The 23,206-nt window shown below is 73.1% G+C and carries 3 protein-coding genes (1 of these 3 only partly in view); all 3 read right to left on the bottom strand.

All coding sequences use genetic code 11. From position 1 onward, the window contains the following. Tightly spaced (each overlapping or abutting the next), the 3 genes in view from ACFWA7_RS03665 to ACFWA7_RS03655 form a layout consistent with a single transcriptional unit that may run on beyond the window. Positions 1-2,178 carry the 5' portion of an amino acid adenylation domain-containing protein gene (locus ACFWA7_RS03665; RefSeq protein ID WP_385820650.1) on the bottom strand. It extends 7,002 nt beyond the left edge of the window, so only the first 2,178 of its 9,180 coding nucleotides appear in the window; the start codon lies at positions 2,176-2,178; its stop codon lies off the left edge, out of view. Beyond that, complete coding sequence (locus tag ACFWA7_RS03660) at positions 2,175-9,746, bottom strand: amino acid adenylation domain-containing protein (protein WP_385820648.1); 7,572 nt, start codon at positions 9,744-9,746, stop codon at positions 2,175-2,177. The genes ACFWA7_RS03665 and ACFWA7_RS03660 overlap by 4 nt, the downstream gene beginning before the upstream one ends. Beyond that, positions 9,743-23,206 (bottom strand): SDR family NAD(P)-dependent oxidoreductase, encoded by a 13,464-nt coding sequence (locus ACFWA7_RS03655; protein WP_385820646.1) that lies wholly within the window; start codon positions 23,204-23,206, stop codon positions 9,743-9,745. Before ACFWA7_RS03655 ends, ACFWA7_RS03660 begins: the two co-directional genes overlap by 4 nt.

Raw genomic sequence — 23,206 nt, 5'->3', positions numbered from 1 at the left:
CGCGCCCGCCATCAGCGGCCAGAAGAACTCCCACACCGACACGTCGAAGCTGAACGGCGTCTTCTGCAGGACGACGTCGTCCTCGCCCAGGTCGTAGGTGTGCTGCATCCACTCGATGCGGTTCACCGCCGCGCGGTGCTCGATCATCACGCCCTTGGGGCGCCCCGTGGAGCCGGAGGTGTAGATGACATACGCCAAGTGGCCCGCGTTGAGCCCCAGTTCGGCCGCGTCGAGGTTGTCCTCGCCGAGGCCGGTGAGCTCCTCGCCCGCGTGCGCGACCCGTCCCCCCGCGTCGACGGTGAGCAGGTGCTTCACCCCGGACACCGCCTCGGTGTCCAGGTGCGGCTGGGTGAGGACGACCTCGACGCCGGAGCTCTCGACCACGTACGCGGTGCGCTCGGCGGGGTGGCTGGGCTCGATAGGCAGATAGGCGCCGCCCGCCTTCTGGATCCCGAGGATCGCGGCCACCATCTCCGCCGAGCGCTCCATGCGCAGGCCGACCACGGTGTCCGGGCCGACGCCGTGGCGCCGCAGGGCGTGCGCGACGCGGTTGGCGCGGGCGTTGAGCTCGGCGTAGCTGAGCTCGTCCGCGCCGAAGACGACGGCGGTGCGCTCGGGGTGGCGCGCCACCGCCGCCTCGAACAGCTCGTGCAGACAGCTCTCGTCGGAGAAGGGGTGGCGGGTGTCGTTCCACCCGGTGAGGACCTGGTGGCGCTCGGCCTCGTCGAGCGCGGAGAGCCTGGATATCCGCGCGCCGGGCTCCTCGGCGACGGCCGCGAGCAGCCGGGTGTAGTGGGCGATGAAACGCCGCACGGTCGCGCTCTCGTAGAGGGCGGTGGTGTACTCGACCGCGCCGACCAGCCCGTCCGGCGTCTCGCGCAGATCCAGGGTCAGGTCGAACTTGGTGATGTCGAAGTCGAACTCGATCAGCGAGACGTCGAGCCCGCCGAGCCGGACCTCGCGCTCGGACTGCGCCTCCTGGAGCACGAACATGGTCTGGAAGACCGGCGAGTGGCTGAGGCTGCGCTCCAGGTTCAACGCGTCCACGACCGCCTCGAACGGCACGTCCTGGTGGTCGTAGGCCTGTAGCGCGCTCTCCTTGACCCGGGCGAGCAGCTCGGGGAAGGACGGATCGCCGGACAGGTCGGTGCGCATGACCAGGGTGTTGGCGAAGAACCCGATGAGGCCCTCGGCCTCCAGCCGGTTGCGGCCCGCCACCGGGGTGCCCACGGCGATGTCACTCTGACCGGTGTACTGATGCAGGGCCAGCGCGTACACCGCGAGCAGCGTCATGTAGAGCGTGACGTCGTGCCGCTCGCTGACCTCGCGCAGCCGTCGCAGCAGCTCGGGCGGGCAGGTGAACCGCTCGTGCCTGCCCTGGTACGTCTTGATCTCGGGGCGCGGCAGGTCGGCGGGGAGGGTGAGCCGGGCGTCGACCCCCGAGAGCCGCTCCTTCCAGTAGCCGACCTGGCGCTCCTGCACCTCGTCGACCAGCCACTGGCGCTGCCAGTGCGCGTAGTCCGCGTACTGGATCGGCAGCTCATCGAGCGGCGACCCGGCGCCCGCGCAGTACGCCTCGTACAGCGCGACCAGGTCGCGGAAGAAGACGCCGAGCGACCAGCCGTCGGAGACGCTGTGGTGCATGGTGACCAGCAGGACGTGCGCCCGCTCGGACTCGCGCAGCAGGCGGACCCGGATCAGGGACTCGCGCGCCAGGTCGAAGGGCGCGACCGCCTCGCGCTCGCACACGCCGGCGAGCGCGTCCGGACCGGCGAGCTCCTCGTAGGCCACGGCGAAGTCACTGCCGTCGCCGATTTCCTGGTACGGGACGCCGTCGCGCTCCACGAACCGGGTGCGCAGCACCTCGTGGCGGCGGACGATCTCGGCCAGCGCCCGCTGGAGCGCGGGGCGGTCGAGGGGACCGCTGAGCCGCAGCGCCATCGGGATGTTGTAGTACGCGCTCGTCCCGTCCAGCTGGGCCAGGAACCACAGCCGCTGCTGGGCGAAGGAGAGCCGCACCGGCTCGGTCGCGGACCGGGGGTGCCTGGGGATGGTGTCGAGCGCGGAGAGGTCCACGCCCTGCTTGCGCAGCAGCGCGATCAGGGCGCGCTGCCGCTTGGCGGGCAGCGACCTGATCTTCTTGATCAGGTCGGCGCTGTCTTCGTTCACAGTGGTCATCGTCCGGCCCCGGGTTCCTGGTTCTGGCTTTCCAGAGCGTCCAGCTCTTCGTCGCTCATGCTCTCGATCAGACCGAGGCTCTCGCGGATCCTATCCACGTCGAACAGGCCATCCTCCCCGCCCGCGGGCGCATGTCGCTCCAGCTCAGCGGCCATACCGGCGAGCGTCGGGGCGTCGAAGACGACCTGGATGGGCAGGTCCGCGCCGCTTTGCTGCTTGAGGCGGTTCACCAGTCGGGTCACGAGCAGCGAGTTGCCGCCGAGGGCGAAGAAGCTGCTGTCCACGCCCAGCTGGTCCACGTCGGTGTGCAGCAGTTCGGCCCAGACGGCCGCGACGGCGCGTTCGGTCTCGGTGCGGGGTGCGACAAGACGCTCGCCCCGGCCGCGGGTGCTCTCGGGGTCGGGCAGCGCCCGCTGGTCCAGCTTGCCGTTCTGGGTGAGCGGCAGCGCTTCGAGCAGGACCTGGGCGGCCGGGACCATGTACTCGGGCAGGGCCTCGGCCAGGGCGGTGCGGACGTCGTCGAGCAGTGGGGTGCGCGCCGCCCAGCGCGGCGCGGCCTCCTGCTCGCCGGACTCGGGCGCGCGGGCGCCCTCCTCACGGATCGCGTACACGTTGTAGAGCGGGGTGCCCCGGAGCAGCCGGTTGTCCTGCTCGCTGACCACGCGGTAGCCGAGCGCCCGCAGCAGGGTCTCCACCTTCTCCAACTGGCCGTCCACGTCGTGGAGTTCCACCACCAGCTGGCGGATCTTGGGCCAGTCGCGCCAGTGGATGCCCTTGAGCACCTCGTACTCGGCGTTCTCCACGTCGATCTTCAGCAGGTCGATGCGGTCCAGGCCCTGCTCGGCGACGATCTCCGAGAAAGTGCGCAGCTGACACGTGAACCGCTCGCTGTCCAGGCGCGCGTCGACCAGCTCGGCCACCAGCTCGTCACCGGCGACCGTACCGTCCTCGGTCAGCTCCTCCTGGTTGCGCAGGTAGGAGCGGACCATCTCGTGCGCCTGCTCGGCAGTGGTGACACTGCTGGAGATGACGGTGTTGTGGCGGTAGAAGGTGAACGTCTCCTCCTTGGCCTCGGCCGCCAGGCCGCACGCGAACACCTGGGCGTTCAGCCCGTGCAGCTCCACGTTGCGGCGCAGCGAGTCGAAGACCGGCGGGATCGGCTCGAAGGCGAGGATGCGCGCGCCGGGGCAGCGCGTCCCCGCGAACAGGGTGAACATGCCGATGTTGGCGCCGACGTCGACGATGGTGTCGCCGTCGCGGATGGTGATGCCGTTGCGCAGGTATTCGAGGTTGGTGAAGATCTCCTCGTAGACGAAATCCGTCTCACTGCGGTTCTGCTGGAACACCGTCATGCCGTTGGGCAGTTCGTACGTCCGCTCCAGCGCCTCGGGTTCGGTGCGCTCGATGCGCAGCAGCTCGCGCACCGCGTGCGCGCGCTCGGCCGAGGGCACCACGTAGGACACCAGGCGCTGGTCGTGCTCGCCGTACTCGCGCACGACCACGCGCGCGTCCTCGACGCCCGGGTGGGCCAGCAGCTTCGCCTCGATCTCGCCGAGCTCGATGCGGAAGCCGCGCACCTTCACCTGGTCGTCGTTGCGGCCCAGGTACTCCAGGGTGCCGTCGGACAGCACCCGGGCCAGGTCGCCGGTGCGGTACATCCGGGCGCCCGGCTCGGGGCAGAACGGGTCGTCGAGGAAGCGCTCGGCGGTCAGCTCGGGCCGGTTGAGATAGCCGCGGGCCACCCCGTCACCGCCGACGTACAGCTCGCCGACCGCGCCGACGGGGGCGGGCCGCCCGTGCCGGTCCAGGACATAGGTGCGCAGGTCGGGGATCCGCTCGCCGATCGGGCTGACGGCGAGCTCCGCGTCGGCCTCGGTGAGCGGCCGGTAGGTGACGTGCACGGTGGTCTCGGTGATCCCGTACATGTTGACCAGCCGGGTGCCCTTGTTGGCCGCGCGGCGCAGCCACGGCTTGAGGGCGGCCACGTCCAGCGCCTCGCCGCCGAAGACGACCGTGCGCAGCCGGTGCGCGGCCGGGCTGTCGCCCTGCGCCGCGATCAGCTGCCGGAAGGCACTGGGTGTCTGGTTGAGGACGGTCACCCCCTCCGCGCACAGCAGGGCGTAGAAGTCCTTCGGGTTGCGGGTGGTGGCCTGCGGCACGATCACCAGACGGCCGCCGTGCAGCAGCGCGCCCCAGATCTCCCACACGGAGAAGTCGAAGGCGAAGGAGTGGAACAGCGTCCACACGTCGTCACGGCCGAAGCCGAACCACGGCTCTGTGGCGGTGAACAGCCGGGTCGCGTTGCGGTGTTCGACCATCACGCCCTTGGGCGTGCCGGTCGATCCCGAGGTGTAGATCACGTACGCCATATGAGAGGGCGTCAGACCCGTGGTGGCGGCGGGCAGATCGGTGTCCGGGCGGTCGGCCCAGAGCGCCGCGTCGGCCCGTACGTCCACCACCGGTACCTCGGGGGCGCGCAGGCCCTCCGGCAGCGGTCCGTCGACCAGCAGGGCGCGCGGCGCGCTGTCGGTGAGCAGATGGCCGAGCCGGTCCACCGGCGATGCCGGATCGAGCGGCACATAGGCGCCGCCCGCCTTGAGGACCGCGAGCAGGCCGATCACGAGGTGCTCGCTGCGCGGCAGGCAGAGCGCGACCAGCACGTCCGGGCCGACGCCCAGCTCGCGCAGATGGCGGGCGAGCCGGTTGGCGCGGGCGTTCAGCTCGCGGTAGGTGAGGCTCTCGGCGCCGTGGGAGAGGGCGACGGCGTCGGGGGTCGCGGCGGCGGCCTCCTCGAACCGCTCGTGCAGAGCGCGGTCGTCGGCGTACGAACGCGGGCGCCGGTTGTCGTCGACGAGCAGCCGCCGGCGCATCGCCTCGGGCAGGACTGAGATGTCGAGGGCGGCCACCGGCTCCTCGGCGTCGAGCGCGCCGAGCAGCCCGGTCATGGCGGCCTCCAGGTACGCGATGACCAGGGCGGCGTCCTGCGCCTGGTCGATCTGCGCGTCCACGGAGAACGAGTGCCCCAGGTCGTCGACCGAGAGCGCGACCGGGTAGTTGCTGCGCTCGATCACCCCGGCCAGCGACTTGACGCCCGCGCGCTCCAGCTCGTCCTCGTCGATGCGGTCGTCGGACTCCAGATGACGGAAGTTGAAGATCGCGTTGAAGAGCGGGGTGTCGCGGGGCACGCCGCTGTGGCGGTGGGCGACGGCGAGCGGGGTCTGCTCGTGGCGCACCAGCTCGCGCAGCGCACGGTCGGTCTCGGCCACCAGCTCGCGCACATCGCGCCCGGTGAGGTCGAGCCGGACCGGCACGGTGTTGATGAAGTTGCCGAGCATCCGCTCGATGCCCCGGGGGCCCTGGAGACGCCCGGACATGACGGTCCCGAACACCACGTCGTCGCGCCCGGCGCAGGCCGCGACGACCAGCGCCCAGCCCGCGTGGAAGAGCGTCGCCGGGCTGACCCGCAGCTCCTTGGCCCGGGTGCGGACCCGTTCGCCGAGCTCCGCGTCGAGCGGCTTGCGCAGATCGGCGACCCGTCGCCCGTCGCCGTGCACGTCGTGCATGCCGAAGAGCACGGTGGGCTCGGTGACGTCGCCGAGCCGCTCGCCGAAGTACGCCGCCGGGTCAAGGGTCTTGGCCCGGTGGGCGGCGTGCGCGATGAAGTTGCGGTACGGCTCGGGGGCGGCCAGTTCGGCGGCGCGGCCCGTCATGTGCGCCACGAGCTCCTTGAACAGGAAGCCGAGCGAGGTGGCGTCGTCGATGACGTGGTGCAGATTGAGCACCGCGGACCACTGCCCGCTCCGCGGGTCGCGGGCCGCGCGCAGCCGGATCAGCGGCGCCCGGTCCAGGCGCATCGCCTGCGAACCGGCCAGCAGCTTCTGGATCTCGTCCGCCGCGGAGCTGCCGGGGGTCACCGCGAACTCGTCCACGGTGAGCTCGGCGTGCCGGACGACGACCTGCACGGGCTGCGCGAGACCGTCGGTGAGGATCGCGGTGCGCAGCGCGTCGTGGCGGGCGATCACCGCGCGCAGGGCGTCGGCGAAGCGGTCCAGGTGGTCGCGGCTGTCGAAGGAGAACACCCCGGACAGCACGTACGGGTCGCGGCCGCTCTCCTTGAGGTGGTGGAAGAGCATGCCCTCCTGGAGGGCGGCCAGCGGGTAGACGTCCTGGAGGTTGGCGGCGCCGCCGGGCACGGCCGCGACGACCGCCGCCAGCTCGTCCTCGGTCAGCTCCACCAGCGGCAGCATGTCGGGCGTGATCCGGGTGCAGCCCTCGGGGACGCGCGCGGCCGGAACCACGAAGGTGTCCGCCGCGCCGCTGCCGTCGACGGACGCGGCGAGCTCCGCCAGCGTGGCCGCCGCGAAGACCGCGGGCAGGTCGCAGTGGAGCCCGGCGGCGGTCAGCCGCGCGGTGAGCCTGGGGATGAGCAGCGAATGCCCGCCCAGCGCGAAGAAGTTGTCCTCGACGCTGATCCGGTCCGGCGCGAACCCGAGCAGCTCGGCGCAGATCCCGACCAGGACCTCCTCGGCCGGGGTGCGCGGGGCGACGTAGGCGCGCACCGCGTACGCACCGGCGTCGGGGGCGGGCAGCGCCTCGCGGTCGAGCTTGCCGTTGGCGGTGACGGGCAGCGCGTCCAGGCGGACCAGGGCGCCGGGGACCATGTAGTCGGGCAGCGCGTCCGTGAGGTGGGCGAGCAGCTCGGCGTGGTGGTCGCGGCCGGGCACCTCGTCGAAGCCCGCGTCGAGCACCACGTAGCCGACCAGGCGGGGGTCGCCGGGGCTGTCCTCGCGGGCCAGCACCGCACACGCGCGCACCTCGGGGTGGGCGCCGAGCCGGGCCTCGATCTCGTCGAGCTCGATGCGGAAGCCGCGCACCTTGACCTGGTTGTCGATCCGGCCGAGGAACTCCAGGGTGCCGTCCGCGAGGCGCCGTACGAGATCGCCGGTGCGGTACATCCGGGCGCCGGGAACCGTGGCGAACGGGTTCGGCACGAACCGCTCCCGGGTCAGGTCCGGGTTGTTGAGGTAACCCCGGGCCAGACCGTCACCGGCGATGTGCAGCTCTCCGGCGCAGCCGACCGCCGCCAACTGGCCGAAGTGGTCGAGCACATGGAGCTGGATGTTCTGGATCGGACGGCCGATCGGGACCGGGCGCGCCCCCTCGCCCGGCGGGCAGGTCCAGTGGCTGACGTCGATGGCGGCCTCGGTCGGGCCGTACAGGTTGTGCAGCGGCGCGCGGTGCACCGCGTAGTGGCGCGGCGGCAGCTCGGGCGGCAGGGCCTCGCCGCTGCAGAACACCCGGCGCACCGATGCGCACCGCGCCCAGCCGTCGTTCTCCACCATCAGGCGCAGCATGGAGGGCACGAAGTGCAGGGTCGTCACACCGGTGCGGCGGATCAGCGACACCAGGTAGTCGGGGTCCTTGTGGCCCTCGGGCTCGGCGACGACCAGCCGGGCGCCGTTGAGAAGCGGCCAGACGAACTCCCACACCGACACGTCGAAGCTGAACGGCGTCTTCTGCAGCACGACGTCGTCCACGTCCAGACGGTACGCGTTCTGCATCCACTCGATGCGGTTCACGGCCGCCCGGTGCTCGACCATCACGCCCTTGGGGCGGCCGGTGGAGCCGGAGGTGTAGATGACGTACGCCAGGCTGCGCGCGGTGGCGGCGCAGCGTCCCGCGACGGCCCGTTCGGACGTGGCGCCCTCGACGCGGCCCTCGCGGTCCAGGTACAGCACCTCGCGGGCGGCGGACAGGCCGTCGCCCGTCACGTGCCGCTGCCCGAGCACCAGCTGAGCACCCGAGTCCTCGATCATGTACGCGAGGCGGTCGGCCGGGTAGCCCGGCTCCAGCGGCAGATAGGCGCCGCCCGCCTTCATGACCGCCCACAGGGCGACCACCATCTCGACGGACCGCTCCATGCAGACGCCGACCACGGTGTCCGCGGTGACGCCGTGCCCGCGCAGCTCCGCGGCGACCTCGTCGATCCGCGCGCCGAGCTCGGCATACGTCAGGGAGCGCTCGCCGAACACCACGGCGGTGCGGTCGCCGTGGCGCGCCACGGCGGCGTCGAGCAGCTCGGGCAGGGAGCTGTCGTCGGAGTAGGGGCGCCGGGTGTCGTTCCACTCCACGAGCAGCCGGTGCCGCTCCTCGTCCGACAGGTGCGAGGCGGCCGACAGCGGCCGCTCGGGGCCGTCGAGCAGCGAGTCCAGGAGCCGCTGGTAGTGGCCGAGGAACCGCTCGACGTCGGCGGTCCCGAAGCGCTGGGCGTCGTACTTCAGGTGCAGCGCGTAGTCGTCGGCGTTCTCGAAGACCTCCAGGTGGAGCTTGAACTCCCCCTCCTGCGAGATCCCTTCGACGAACCGCATCGACCGCGCGAGCTCCAGGCCGAGCACCTCGTCCGCGACGTGCATCATGCGCTGGTTCTGGAAGACGTAGGAGACCTGGAAGACCGGCGAGGAGTCCGGGTCGGACTGGAGGTTCAGGTCCTGCACCATGCGCGGGAACGGGTATCCGGCGTGATCGAGTCCATCGGCCAGGACCAGCGACAGCTCGCGCACGTAGTCGCGGAACGGCACGTCCTCCCGCGGCCCGAACCGCACCGGCACCATGTTGACGAAGTAGCCCACGGAGTCGGCGTACGCGAGGTCCGGGCGGCCCATCGACGGTACACCGACGATCAGGTCCCGCTCGCCGCTGTAGCGGTGCAGCAGCAGTTCGTACACCGCGAGGAAGAGCACGGCGGGCCGCACTCCGCTCGCCGCGCACCAGGTGCGCACCCGGTCGCCGGCCGCGCCGGAGAGCGCGAGCGAGGCGGTCCGGCCGAGCACCGGCGTGCCGGGGGCGGGGGCGCGCTCGACGCCGAGGCGGAGCACGGGCAGGTCGCCCGCCAGCGTCCGCTGCCAGAACGCGCGGTGGCGCGCGCCCTCGGGTCCGTCGAGGAAGGACTGCTCCCATCGGACGAACTCGTCGTACACGTCCGTCGCGGGCGAGCTCCAGTCGGCGCCGCGCCCCACCGTCTCGTACGCCGACGCCAGGTCCCGCAGGAACAGCGGGGTGGAGGCGCCGTCGAAGACGAGGTGGTGGAAGACCAGCAGGACGACCGCCCCGGGGGCGTCCGTCTCGTAGACGTACGCCCGCGCCAGCGGGTCCGACGCCAGGTCGAACGGGGTCTTCGCCGCCCGGCGCACCTCGGCGAGCAGCGCGTCCTCGGACAGGCCCGGCACCCGCTCGTGGCGGAAGTGGACCGGCCGGTCGGGGCGGGCGACGAGGTACGGCACGCCGTCCTCCTCCGTCACCGCGCTCGACAGCTGGCCGTGGGCCGCCACCACCAGGGCGAAGGCCCGGCGCAACCGGTCGACGTCGAGTGGCGCGTCGGTGCGGAAGCAGACCGGGACGTTGTAGACGTCCGCGTCGGGCCGCAGCCGGTGCAGCAGCCACAGGCCCTTCTGGCCCTCGGAGAGGGGGCGCTCGGCCGCGTGCCGCTGGAGCTCTTCGTAGAAGGCGAGAACGTCGTCGGCGGAGAGGGTGCCCGCCTTGAAGCCCGCCAGTATCTGATCCTCGTTCACGCGCTCGGTGCTTCCTTCATGAGTGCCTTCAGATCTTCGAGGCTGACGTGCCCCTGCCGGAACTGCTCCAGCGCCCGGGCCTTGGCGGCACGGGGGTCTTCGGTGTCCGGACCCGGGCCGGGGGCCGTGTCGGTGGCGGGCTCGGCGGCGCCGGTCGCGGCGCGGAGCTCGGTGAGGCGGGCCGCGATGCGTTCGAGGGTGCCGCCCTCCAGGAGGTCGCGGGTGGACAGGCGCAGGCCGAGGTCGGCCTCGACCCGGCGCTGGAGCCGCGACCAGAGGATGGAGTCCACGCCGAAGCCGTGCAGGTCCTTGTCGGCGGGCAGTTCGCCCGCGTCCAGGCCCAGGGCTTCGGTAAAGAAGCCCGCGAGGTAGCGGGTCAGGTCGTCGGGCCCCCGCCGTACCTCGGACGGCTGCGGGGCCCGCGCGGCCTCGCGCGGCTGCGGGGCCTCGTCGGCCACCGGCCGCTCGTCCCGCCGAGGCTGCTGCCCGGTGTCGAGCACCTGCTGCACGTCCGGGCGCGGCTGCCGCCAGGTGCGGCCGATCCAGTACCGCTTGCGCCGGAACGGCGTGGTCGGCAGGGTGACCCTCCTGCGGGGCCGACCCGCGTGCAGAGCGTCCCAGTCGACCTTGGCGCCGCCGACCCACAGCCCGGCGAGCCGGTCCAGGTCACCGTCAGCGACCAGCGCGGCGACGAACGCCTCGCCGCGCGCACCGGAGAGCAGGGCGGTCAGCGGATTGGCTCCGTCCTCGGCGTTGCCCGCGTGGACCTGGACCCCGAGCACCTCGGCGGCGTCCGCCTCGCCGAGGTGGCGGGCGAGTGCGGCGCGCAGCTCGGCCCGCGAGCCCACGACGGCCGCGAAACGCTCAGGAAGCGCCTCGCGCCCGGTCTGGAGGGTGTACGCGAGGTCCGCGAGGTCGGCGGAAACCTCACGGTCGACGAAGTCGAGGAGCTGGCGGGCCGTGTCGCGCAGCCGCTCGGGGTCCTTGGCCGAGACCACCACGAGCTGCGGCCCGCCGTCGCCTGCCGCCGGTTCGACGACCGCCGCCGGGCCCTCTTCGACGACCAGGGTGACGTAACTGCCGCCCGCACCGACGGAGTTGATGAGACCGCGACGGACGCCCTGCCCCTCGGCCGGGCGCGGCTGCCACGGCGCGAGCCGCTCGGACAGCACGAAGGGCGCGGCCTCGAAGTCGAGGTTCGGGTTGGCGGTGCCGCCCTCGACCAGCGGGGCGAGCTCCTGATGACGCAGCTGGAGCACCACCTTGGTCAGCTGGGCGATGCCGGAGGCCGCCTCGGGGTGGCCGAGGTTGGACTTCACCGAGCCGAGCGCGACCGGCTCGGGCACCGCGCCGAAGACCTCGCGCAGCGCGCTGAACTCGACGGCGTCACTCAGCGCCGACCCGTTGGCCGCCGCCTCCACGTAACCGATGGACTCGGGTGCCGCACCGGCCCGCTCCAACGCCCGCCGCATCACGGCGACCTGGGTGCGGTGACTGGGCGTCATGAAGCCGTTGGCCCGGCCGCCGTGCAGCGAGGCGCTTCCCTTGACGACCGCGTGCACGGTGTCGCCGTCGCGCAGCGCGGCGGCCAGCGGCTTCAGCAGCACCGCGCCGACGGCCTCGGCCGGCAGATATCCGTCGCCGTCGCGGAAGCTGCGGCTGCCCGGGTGACTGCCCAGGAGCTGCGCCTGGGAGAGCGCGAGGTACTTGTCCGGGTGGACGGTGAGGTTCACCCCGCCCGCGATCGCCAGCTCGCTCTCCCCGCGCAGCAGGTCCGCGCAGGCGAGGTGGATCGCCTGGGCCGAGGACGAGCACATGCTGTCCACGGCCAGGCTCGGGCCTTCGAGCCCGAAGAAGTACGAGACCCGGTTGGCGATCATGTTGTACGAGGTCGCCGAGGTCAGCGCCGCGCGCGGCACGTCCGCCTCGTCGGCCCGGTACATCTGGTACATCGAGCCGACGTACACACCGACCCGGCGACCGTAGCGCCGCTCGATGGCGTCCTGGGTGACCCCGGCCCCCTCAAGCAGCTCCCACACCGTCTCCAGGAAGAGCCGCTGCTGCGGGTCCATCGTCTCGGCCTCGCGGGGCGAGATACCGAAGAACAGCGGGTCGAACCGGTCGATCCCGTCGAGGAAGCCGCCCCAGCGGCAGTAGGTGCGGCCGGGCGCGTCCCGGTCCGTGTCGAACAGCGCGTCGTGGTCCCAGCGCTCGGCCGGCACCTCGGTGACGCAGTCCCTGCCGGACCGCAGGTTCCCCCAGAACGCGTCCAGGTCGGCGGCCTGCGGGTAGCGCCCGCTGATCCCGATGATCGCGACGTCCTGGTCCATGGGCGCGGGCCCGGGGCGCCGGGACCGGTCGGCCACGGCCGCGACGGTCGCCACCGCACGCACGGGCTCGGCGGGCCCGGCGGTGCTCGGGGCCGGGCGCGGCGCGCCGGACTCACCGAACATCGTCCGCAGCACGCCCTCGTACTCGGCCACGAAGTGCTCCGCCAGCGCGCGGACCGTCTGGATCTCGAAGAACAGGGTCTTCGAGAGCGGCCCGAAGCTCTCCTCCAGGCGGGCGATCAGATCGGTCGCCACGACCGAGTCCATGCCGTACCGCTCCAGCGCCGTGTCGGCGTCGAGCCGCTCGACGCCCAGCTTGAGGGCCCCGGCGAGCAGCTGCCGCAGGTAGCGGACGGTACGGTCCAGGAGCGCGCGGTCGGCGCCCCCTGTGGGCTGCTCCTGCTGCACCGATTCCCCTTCCCCAGTTGTCTCATGACGTGCCGTCAGCCTCGGCAGCAGTGCCTCGCGGTTGCCCGCGACGACCACGAGGCGGCCGTCGTCCAGGCCGTTGTCGTGCGCGGCCGCCCCGACCCGAAGGGCGTGCAGGGCGCTGCCGGTGTCCAGGGGCGCCAGGTCCATCTGCCGGAGCTGTTCCCTGGTCGCGTCGTTGACCTGCATCCCACCGTCCTCCCAGAGCGGCCAGTTGACGGAGAGCGTCGTTCCGTGCCGCAGCCCGGCGCCGGCGAGGCGGTTGCGGTGGGCCGCGTAGGCGTCCATGAAGGCGTTGGCGGCCGCGTAGTCGGCCTGCCCGGGGTTGCCGAAGGCGCCGCTGGTGGACGAGAAGCAGCAGAAGAGCTCCAGCGGGTGGCGCTTGCTCGCCTCGTCCAGGTTGACCAGGCCGGACACCTTGGGGGCCAGCACGCGAGCCAGCTCCTCGGGCGTCTTCCTGACGATGAAGTCGTCGCTCAGCACACCGGCGCTGTGCACGATGCCGGTGAGCGGCCCGTGGGTGGCTTCGACGTATGCCATCAGCCCGTCCACCGCCGCGCGGTCGGTGACATCCACCCGCCGGTGGTCGACGCGCAGCCCGGCCGCCCGCAGGGCGTCGAGCGCGCGTGACTGCTCCGCGTCCAGCGGGGAGCGGCCGGTGAGGACGACCGTGGCGTGCTCGACGCCGTCGGCGATCTCACGCGCCGCGACGAGGCCCAGGGCCCCGGCGCCACCGGTGATCAGATAGACACCGCCGGTGCGCCACGGCGCCGCCGCCGGGCGCGCGGGCGCCACTTCGGCCAAGCGCCGCACATACCGCCGCCCGTCCCGGTACCGCACCTCGGGCTCGGCCGCGCGGCCCGCCTCGGCGAGCAGCCGGGCGGCGACGGCCGGGGCCGGAGCCCCGTCGAGGCAGTCGAGGTACTGGGTGCGCAGCCGGGGGTTCTCCAGCTGGGCCGTCTTCAGGAGCCCGGTGAGCCCGCCGAAGCACTCCGCGGCGCCGCCGCTGCCCACCAGGACCACCTGGAGCAGCACGGGTCGGCGCGGACCGCTCGCCAGGAGCTCACGGGTCCGGGCGAACACCTGCCGGGTCACGTCCAAGTACTGGGCGTCCAGCGGCTCCTCGCCCGGCTCCACCACCTCGAAGGCGGTCGTCCCGGCGAGCGCGGCCGCGTACGCGTCCCGCCCGGCGGCGTCGAGCGAGCCGATCAGGACGACATGGTGCTCGGCGTACTCCTCGGACGCGACCGCGTCCGCTCCGGCGGCCTCTTCCCACACCGGCCGCAGAAGCAGCAGCTCGTCGTGGCGCGGCTGGGCCGGTACGGCCACAGCGTCCTCGGTGTCAAGCCAGTAGCGCTCGCGGGCGAACGGGTAGCCCGGCAGGCTCACGCGCCGCACCGGCGCGTCCGTCCCGTGCAGCGGCGCCCAGTCGACGGCGAGGCCGCGCACCCAGCGGGCCAGGACCTCGTCGTACTGCCCCCGCTCCCACCAGGCGCGGACGGTCCCGGCCGACTCGCGCGGCACGTCGCCGTCGGGCCGTACGGTCCCGCGCAGCCCGGTGCCGGGCGCGGCGGGGTCGGCGACGAAGGCGTCCAGGTGCTGCCTGAGGGACTCCATCGAGGTCGCGGTGAAGGCGAGGCGCTCATCGAGCGCGACACGGCCGGTCTGGAGCGTCCAGGCGACGGCCGCGAGGTCGGCATCGCCCAACTCATCGGCGCGGGCCCGTAGTTGGCGAGCCTGCTGGACGAGCTGCTGCTCGCTCATGGCAGACAGCACCACGGCCACCGGCCGGGTCCCGTCGGCGGGCACCTCGTGGCGCGCGGCCTCCGGCTCGTACTCGGCGAGGATCACATGGGCGTTGGAGCCGCCCGCGCCGAAACTCGACACCCCGGCCACGCGCGGCAGTTCGCGCTCCTCGCCGCCGACGACCAGCGTCGGGCGGTGCCACGGCGCCAGGTGCTGCTGGACCCGGAAGGGCGTCCGCTCGAAGTCGATGTGCGGGTTGGGCACGGCCGAGTGCAGGCTCGGCACCAGCTCGCGGTGTTTGAGCTGGAGCAGCACCTTGGTGACCGCGGCGATGCCCGCCGCGCTCTCGCAGTGGCCGATGTTGGACTTGACCGAGCCGATCGCCAGGCTCTGCGGCAGCGCGCCACCGGCCGTGCGGAACGCCTTGACCAGGCCCGCGATCTCGATCGGGTCGCCCAGCGCGGTGCCGGTGCCGTGGGCTTCGAGGTAGCTCAGCGCGGCCGGGGAGACCTCGGCCTCGGCCAGCGCCGCCGCGATGACCTCGCCCTGCGCCGCCGGGCTCGGCACGGAGAAGCCGTGGGTGCGGCCGCCGTGGTTGAGCGCGGTGCCCTTGATGACGGCGTGGATGTGGTCGCCGTCCGCGATCGCCCGGTCCAGCGGCTTCAGCAGGACCGCGCCGACGCCCTCGCCGGGCACATAGCCGTCGCCGCCCTCCCCGAAGCTGCGGCAGCGCCCGTCGCTCGCCGTGAACTTGCCCTGACTGAGCATCAGATACTTGTTGGGGTGGACGCTGACGTTCACGCCGCCCGCCACCGCCGATTCGCACTGACCGCTGCGGATCGCCTCGCAGGCGAGGTGGATCGCGGTCAGCGACGACGAGCACATGGTGTCCACGGCCATGCTCGGCCCGTGGAAGTCGTAGAAGTACGAGACGCGGTTGGCGATGGAGGAGGGGCTGCCCGACAGGGCGACGTGCTGCCCGCGTGCCTGCGCCTGTGCGCCGTGGAGCTGGTACTCCTCGTACATCACACCGACGAACACCCCCACCTTGCCGGCCGGGGCCAGGTTCGCGCCGGTGTATCCGGCGTCCTCCAGGGTGTGGTGCACGCACTGGAGGAACAGGCGCTCCTGCGGGTCCAGGTACTCGGCCTCGCGCGGCGAGATGTGGAAGAACAGCGGGTCGAACCGGTCGACGCCGTCGAGGAAACCGCCCCACTTGCCACCCGGGTGCCCCCGGTGGTCCCAGCGGCTCTGCGGGACCTCCCGGATGCAGTCGCGTCCGGAGCGCAGGTTCTGCCAGAAGGCGTCGAGGTCCTCGGCCTCCGGGTAGCGCCCGCTCACGCCCACGATGGCGATGTCGGTGTGCGCACGCGGGGCGCGGCGCTCGCCGCTGGACTCACCGGTGGACTCCACCGGGGCGGCGGACGCGGACGTGGTCACCGGCTCGGCGCCGGACGCGCCGAGGGCCGCCCGCACCTGCTCCGGGTACTCGGCCAGGAAGTGCTCGCTCAGCGCCCTGATGGTGCGCACCTCGAAGAACAGCGTCTTGGACAGCGGTCCGAACGGCCCCTCAAGGTGGCGGGTGAGCTCCATCGCCATCATGGAGTCCATGCCGTAGTGCTCAAGCGGGGTGTCCACGTCCAGCCGCTCGGGGGCGACTTCGAGCGCGGCCGCCAACTGCTCGCGGATGTAGTCGAGCGCACGGTCGGCGGTGGGCGCGTCGGCGGACGCGGTCACCAGCGCCGCCTGCGGAACCGGTACCGGCGCGGGCCGCTCGCCGGGGCCGCCCGGCAGCACCCGGGCGCTCAGCCCGGTCAGCTCCACGCACACCTCGCCGCGCTCGTCGAGGACGGTCACGTCGAGCTTGGCGGAGGGGGCGTCGGCGCGGCTGCCGTCCTGGTGGCGGATCCAGGCGTACGCCGTCGCCGGGGTCGCGCCCGCCACCGTCAGACCCTGGAGGGCGAAGGGCAGCGCGGGCCGCCCGGCCCGCCCGTCGCGTGCGGCGGCGGTGAGACCGAGGCCGATCGTGGCCTGGAGGGCGCCGTCGACGATGCTGGGGTGCAGCCGGTAGCGGTCCACGGGTTCGGCCGCCGCCGGAAGGCGCAGCTCGGCCAGGACCTGCGGCCGCCCTTCGCCGTCGGTGCCCACGCCGAGCCCCGCGAGCGAGCGGTGGGCAGGGCCGTACTCCATGCCGACGTTCGCGTACAGGTCATACAGGTCGTCGGCCGTGACGGCGGTCTCGGCGCAGTGCGCGCGCAGCTCGGCCAGGAGCGGCGGACGGCCCCCGGCGCCGCCGGTCACGCTCGCCCGGCCCTGGCTGCACAGGGTGCGCACGCCGTCGCGGTCGACGGCGTGGATGGTGTACTCGTAGGCGCCTTCGGCCGTCGTGCGCACGGTGACGCGCAGGTCGAGACCGTCCGGCCCGCAGAGGGCCGGGCGCAGCCACACGACGTCGGCCAGCCGGACGCGGTCGGCGCGCTCCGGGCCGATCACCCGGGCGAGCGCGGCGCGCGCCATCTCCAGGTGCGCGGCGCCGGGCAGCACCCGGCCGCCCTGGACGCGGTGGTCGCGCAGGAACGGCTCGCTGCCGTCGAAGCGCGACTCGTACGCCTCAGCCCCGTCGGCGTCGCCGGACGCGGCCCGGTGCAGCAGCGGGTGCGGGTGGGCCGGTGCGGCCGGGCGGCGGGTGCGGCCCGCCCAGTAGCGCTCGTCGGCGAAGGGGTAGGTGGGCAGGCCGAGGCGCTCCGGGCGGGCGCCCAGGCCGTACAGCCGCTGCCAGTCGACCGGGTGCCCGGCGACCCACTCGGCCAGTACGCGGCTGTCGTCCCGGGCGTCCAGCCAGGCGTGCGAGGCGGCGAGCCGTGCGGTGTCGCGCCCGGCGGCCTTCGGGGCGCGGTGGGGCGCGGAGCCCCGGTGCCAGCCGTCCGCATGGCCGCCCAAGAGGCGGGCGAGCCGGTCGCGCAGCTCCGCCACCGAGGTGACGGCCACGGCGAGCCGCTCCTCCATCGCATCGCGGCCGGTCTGCAACGTGTGGGCGAGGGCCGGGAGTTGAATGTCCGTCACCTGATGCACCGTCAAGTGGTCCAGCAGGTCCCGGACCCGGCCGGTGAGCTGCTCGCCCGTACGGGCCGACAGCACGACCAGGGCCGGACGGCTCTCGGGCGCCTCCCGCCGGGGCTCGCCGCCCCGGTACTCCTCAAGCACGACATGGGCGTTGACCCCGCCGAACCCGAACGAGCTGACACCCGCGCGGCGCGGCACGCCGGCGCCGTCCGCGTCCCGCAGCCGTCGCCACGGCGTCCGCTCGCGTACGACGTGGAAGGGGCCGTCCGCGAGGTCCAGATAGGGGTTGAGCTCCGCGCAGTGCAGGCTCTCGACCAGCTCGCCGTGCTTCATCTGGAGCAGCGTCTTGATCACCCCGGCCACGCCCGCGGCCAGTTCGAGGTGCCCGATGTTGCTCTTGACCGAGCCGATGCCGCACCGGGCTGGCTCGCCCAGACCGTCCGGCGTCTCCTCGGCGAGCGCGGCGAAGGCGCTCTTGAGGCCGCCGAGCTCGACGGGGTCACCCAGCTCGGTGCCGGTGCCGTGCGCCTCGACATACGTCACGGTGCGCGGGTCGATCCCGGCCTGGCGGTAGGCGGACTTGAGGAGTTCGGCCTGCGCCTGCGGATTGGGGGCGGTGAGCGAGTGGGCACGGCCGCCGTGGTTCTCGGCGGTGGCGCGGATGACGCCGTGGATGCGGTCGCCGTCGCGCTCGGCCGCGGCGAGCGGCTTCAGGACGAGGATGCCCACGCCCTCGCCGCGCACATAGCCGTCGGCACCCGCCGCGAACGTCTTGCAGCGGCCGTCCTCGCTGAGCATTCCGGCCCGGCTGTAGCTGATGTGCAGATCGGGGCTGACGATGGTGTTCACGCCGCCCACCAGGGCGAGTCCGCTCGCCCCCGAGCGCAGCAGCTCCACCGCGCGGTGCAGGGCGACCAGCGAGCTGGAGCAGGCGGTCTCGACCGGCTCGCTCGGGCCGTGCAGATCCAGCAGATAGCTGACCCGGTTGGGGCCGACGGAACCGGAGACCCCGGTGGCCGCGTACCCGTCCTCGCCCTGCTGCTCCTTCAGCACCAGGGTGCCGTAGCCGCTGGGGGCGGTGCCGACGAGCACGGCGGTGTCGGTGCCGGCCAGGCTCGACGGCGCGAGCCCGGCATCCTCCAAGGCGTTCCACACGTGGGTGAGCAGCAACCGCTGCTGCGGGTCCATGGCGGTGGCCTCGCGCGGCGAGATGCCGAAGAAGAGCGGGTCGAAGCGGTCGACGGCGTCGAGGAAGCCGCCCCAGCGCACGTGCCGCCTGTTCGCGGGCGTGGCCGGGTCGTCATGCATCGCCCGCCAGTCCCAGCGGTCCCCGGGGATCTCGGTGATGCAGTCCCTGCCGTCGCGCAGGTTCTCCCAGAAGGCCGCCAGATCGGGCGCCTGGGGGAAGCTGCCGCTCATGCCGATGACGGCGATGGGTTCGGCGGGGCCGGCCGGAGCCATGTGGTGGGGAGCGGTGTCCTCGGACGGGGCGGCGGGCGCGGACGTCCGCACAGGCTCCGGCGTCGGCCGCCGCTCGCCGTGGACGCGCGCCATCTCCGGCGCGTACGCGTCGACGAGGTGTGCCGCGAGGCTGCCGACGGTCCGGTACTCGAAGAACACGGTGGGGGCCAGCGCCAGACCGTGCCGCTCGTTCAGCCGGTTCGCCAGCTCGGTCAAACTGATCGAATCAAACCCGTACTCCCCCAACTCACCATCCGCATCGATCTCTTCGACAGGAACGTTGAGCTGGGCGGATATCTCGGCGACGAGCAGTTCCTGCCACGCCTGCGGCGTCGGGCCGCTCAGCCGCTCCGAATCCGACTGCGACTCCGGCCTCGGCTCCGGCTCCGATGCCGTGGCGATCAGCGCCGACAGCCGCGCCAGGAGTCGCCCGCGGTCGCCGGAGAGGACCAGCGTCCGCTCCCGGCCCGAGGCGATGGCCGCGTCCAGGGCGCGCAGGCCGTCACGGGTGGCCAGTGGGGCGACCCCGAGCCGCGCCAGCCGGTCGAGCCCGGCCGCGTCGAGACGCATCCCGCCGTCCGCCCACAGCGGCCAGCCGATGCTGACGGCGCGGCCGGACCGGCGGCCCTGTGCGGCCAGTTCGTTGCGGTGGGCGGTGTAGGCGTCGAGGAAGCCGTTGGCCGCGGCGTAGTCCGCCTGCCCGGGGTTGCCGAGCGCGGCCACCGTGGACGAGAAGGAGAGCAGCAGGTCGAGCGGCTGGTCCCGGGTGGCCTCGTCGAGGTGGACGAGTCCGGCGACCTTGGGCGCGAGCACGGCCCGTACGTCGTCGTCCGTCTTCCCGGCGACCAGCCCGTCCCGCAGCACGCCGGCGCAGTGCACGATGCCGTGGACCGCACCGTGACGCGCGACCACCTCGCCGACGAGCGCGTCCACGGCGCTGCGGTCGGCGATGTCGGCCCGCTCGTACGTGACCGTCACACCCGGCTCGGCCAGGGCGGCGAGGGTGCGGCGGGTCGCCGCGTCCGGTGCGGAGCGGCCGACGAGGACGAGCGTGCCCTCGCCGATGCTTCCGGCGATCTCACGGGCGAGGACGAGGCCGAGCCCGCCGAGACCACCGGTGATCAGATACACGCCACCGGCACGCCAAGGCGTGCTCAACGCGCCTTCCGTGGACGGCACTTCGGCCAGGCGGCGCACGGAACGCACACCGCCGGCCTGGCGTACCTCCGGCTCGTTCCCGTCGCCCGCGCACTCGCGGACGAGCCGGGCCAGGGCGTCGGCCGACAGCGGGTCGGCGTACTCCACGCACTGCGTGCGCAGCCGGGGGTGCTCCAGGCTCACCGTACGCAGCAGCCCGCAGACGCCCGCGAGCACGCGGGACTCCCCCGATCCCGCCACGACCACCTGGAGCAGCCCCTCGCGCGCTCCGCCACGGCCCCGCACGTCGGCGAGGAGCGAGCGGGTCAGCCGCAGGTAGTCCGCGTCGAGGGTGTCGGCGCCGGTCGTGTGCGTCCGTACGGTGGTGGAGCCGGGCAGCCGGTCGCGCACCGCGTCCGCGAGGGTGTCGTCGATGCCCTGTCCGACGAGCCAGACGGTGTGCTCGCCGGGGACAGACGTGGCGCCGGACGGTCGCGCGGGCTCCCAGCGCGGCTCCAGCCACAGCGGCTCACCGGCCACGGGGGCGGCGTCGCGGGCCGATTCGGCGGAGGGGCCCGTGAGCCAGTACGAGTCGGTCGCGAACGGGTACGTCGGCAGTGAGGTCCGGGACGGGCGGCCCGCCTCGAAGAGCGTGTCGAACGACGGGGTGCGGCCCTGTACGTACTCCTCCGCCAGCGACTTCAGGTGGCGCCGGTCCAACTGGTCGGCCGTCCCCGTGGGCACGGTCGACCGGTTGCCCGTCGCGCGCTCCGGCTTGCGGTCGCCGGTGCGGACCGCCGGGTCGGCGCCGGTCTCCAGCCAGGTGCGCAGGGCGCGGGCCACGTCGCCGGGCGCGGTGGCGACCAGGGCGAGGCGGTGGCGGAAGTGCTTGCGGCCGAGCAGCAGCGTGTGGCTGAGCGCGCGCAGGCTCTGCGCCGGGTCGGCATCCAGGTGCGCGAGGAGCTGCCGCGCCTGCCGGTCGAGCTGGTCGGCGGTGCGCGCGGACAGGGCGATCAGCCGGGCGCCCGGCTCATCGGCCCCCACGGCGACCGGCGGGGCCTCGGCGACCACGAGATGGGCGTTGGTGCCGCTGTAGCCCAACGAACTCACCGCCGCCATACGGGAGTTGGCGTCCCGCTCCGGCCAGTCGCGCACCTCGGTGTTGACGTAGAACGGGGTGTCGCTCAGGTCGATGTGCTCGTTGAGGCGGTCGTACTGGATCGTCGGCGGCAGAGTCCTGTGCTTGAGGGCGAGCACGGCCTTGAGGGTGCTGGCGACACCGGCGGCGCAGGCGCTGTGGCCGATGTTGCTCTTGACCGAGCCGATCGCGCAGTAGCCGCGCTCCTCGGTGTGCGCGCCGAAGCTTCCGACCAGGCCGTCGATCTCCACCGGGTCGCCGAGCGCGGTGCCCGTGCCGTGCGCCTCGACGAGCCGGATGTCCGCCGGGTCGATGCCGAACCTGTCGTACACCCGCCGCTGGAGCTGGGTCTGCGCCTCGGCGTTGGGGGCGGTGATGCCGTTGGACTTGCCGTCCTGGTTGACGCCCCAGCCCTTGATCACGGCGTGGATGCGGTCGCCGTCGGCCTGCGCGTCGGCGAGCCGCTTGAGCAGCAGGACGCCGACGCCCTCGGCCGGGACGAACCCGTTGGCGCCCTCGTCGAAGGCGTGGCAGCGGCCGTCCGGGGAGAGCGCGCGCAGCTGGCTCATCGCCACGTGGACGCCGGGGCCGGGGATGACCCAGACGCCGCCCGCAAGCGCCGTGTCACTGTCGCCCAGGACCAGGCTGTCGCACGCGGCGGCGATCGCCACCAGCGACGACGAGCACGAGGTGTCGATCGACAGGCAGGGGCCCTTGAGGTTCAGGGTGTACGAGATCCGACTGGCCAGGATCGCGCTGTTGCTGCCGAGGTTCTGGTGGGCGCTCAGCTCGGTCTCGTCGAGCCGTCCGCCGTAGCCGTTGACCGAGCAGCCGACGAAGACGCCGCACTGGGTGCCGGAGAGCGCCTCGGGGTTGTACCCGGCCTCCTCGACGCACCGCCAGCTCTCCTGGAGCAGGACCCGCTGCTGCGGGTCCATGTACTCCGCCTCGCCGGGCGAGATGCCGAAGAACAGCGGGTCGAAGCGGTCGGCGTGCTCCAGCACGCCCATCCACTTGCTGTACGACTTGCCGGGCGTACCGGGCCGCTCGTCGTAGAACGTCTCGACGGGCCACCGCGAGCCGGGTACCTCGGAGACGCAGTCGCGCCCCTCGACGATGTTCCGCCAGAACTCGTCCAGGTTCTCCGCCTTGGGGAAGGCGCCGGACATCCCGACGACGGCGATGTCGACGAGGTCGACGGCCGGGCGGGGCGTGGATGCGCGTACGGGTTCGGGCTCCGGCTCCGGCTCCGGCTCCGGCTCCGGCTCGACGGTCGCCTCAACCACGGACACGTCGACCACCGCCGGCTCGGCCGGGAGCGCCGCCCGCTGCTCGGCCGCGAGGTACGCGGCGAGTGCGGCGACGGTCGGGTGGCCGTACACCGTGGTCGCCGAGAGCGACAGCTGGAGGCGGGTGTTGATGGACCGCGTCCAGGTGACGCCGGTGATGGAGTCCAGGCCCAGCTCGACGAACGGCGTCTCGTCGTCGAGGTCGGCCTCGTCCAGCTCCAGCTCTTTGGCGAGGCTCGCGCGCAGCCAGGAGGCGAGCGCGGCGCGCTCCTCGTCACCGGTGCCGCCCTCGTGCGCGGCCTCGGACTCCGGGGCGGGAGCGGGGACCGGGGCGGCGGCCTCCTCGGCCGCCGTCGGCGCACCCGTACCGCCCAGGCATCCCGCCAGGTGCTCGGCCAGTTCGGCGATCGTCGGGTGGCTGTAGACCTGTGTCGCGGAGAGCGACAGCTGGAAGTGCGTGTTCAGCTTGCGGGTCCAGGTGACGCCGGTGATGGAGTCCAGGCCCAGCTCGACGAACGGCGCGTCGTCGTCGATGTCCGGCTCCGCCAGCTCCAGCTCGTCGGCCAGGCTCTGCCGCAGGTACGAGGCCACCTGGGCAGCCGAAGACCGAGGGCTCGTGACACTCATCAGATCTCCCATGGCCCCCTGGATGAGGGTGGCCAGCTCGCCGAAAGTGGGGTGACCGCATACCTCGGCCACCGTGAGGGAAAGCCCGAAGGTCCGGTTGACCTCGCGCAGCCACACGACGCAGCTGATCGAGTCGAGCCCCAGCTCCACGAGGGCGACGCTGTCGGAGCTGGTGGCCAGATCGGTTCCCAGGACGCCGCTCAGCGTCTCTCGCAAGAACCGTTGCAGGTCACGCTTCAT

The sequence above is a fragment of the Streptomyces sp. NPDC059994 genome (genome assembly GCF_042737755.1).
Taxonomy (GTDB): Bacteria; Actinomycetota; Actinomycetes; order Streptomycetales; family Streptomycetaceae; genus Streptomyces.
Note: the sequence above shows the minus strand (reverse complement) of the source record. Positions and strands in the feature narration are given on the sequence as shown.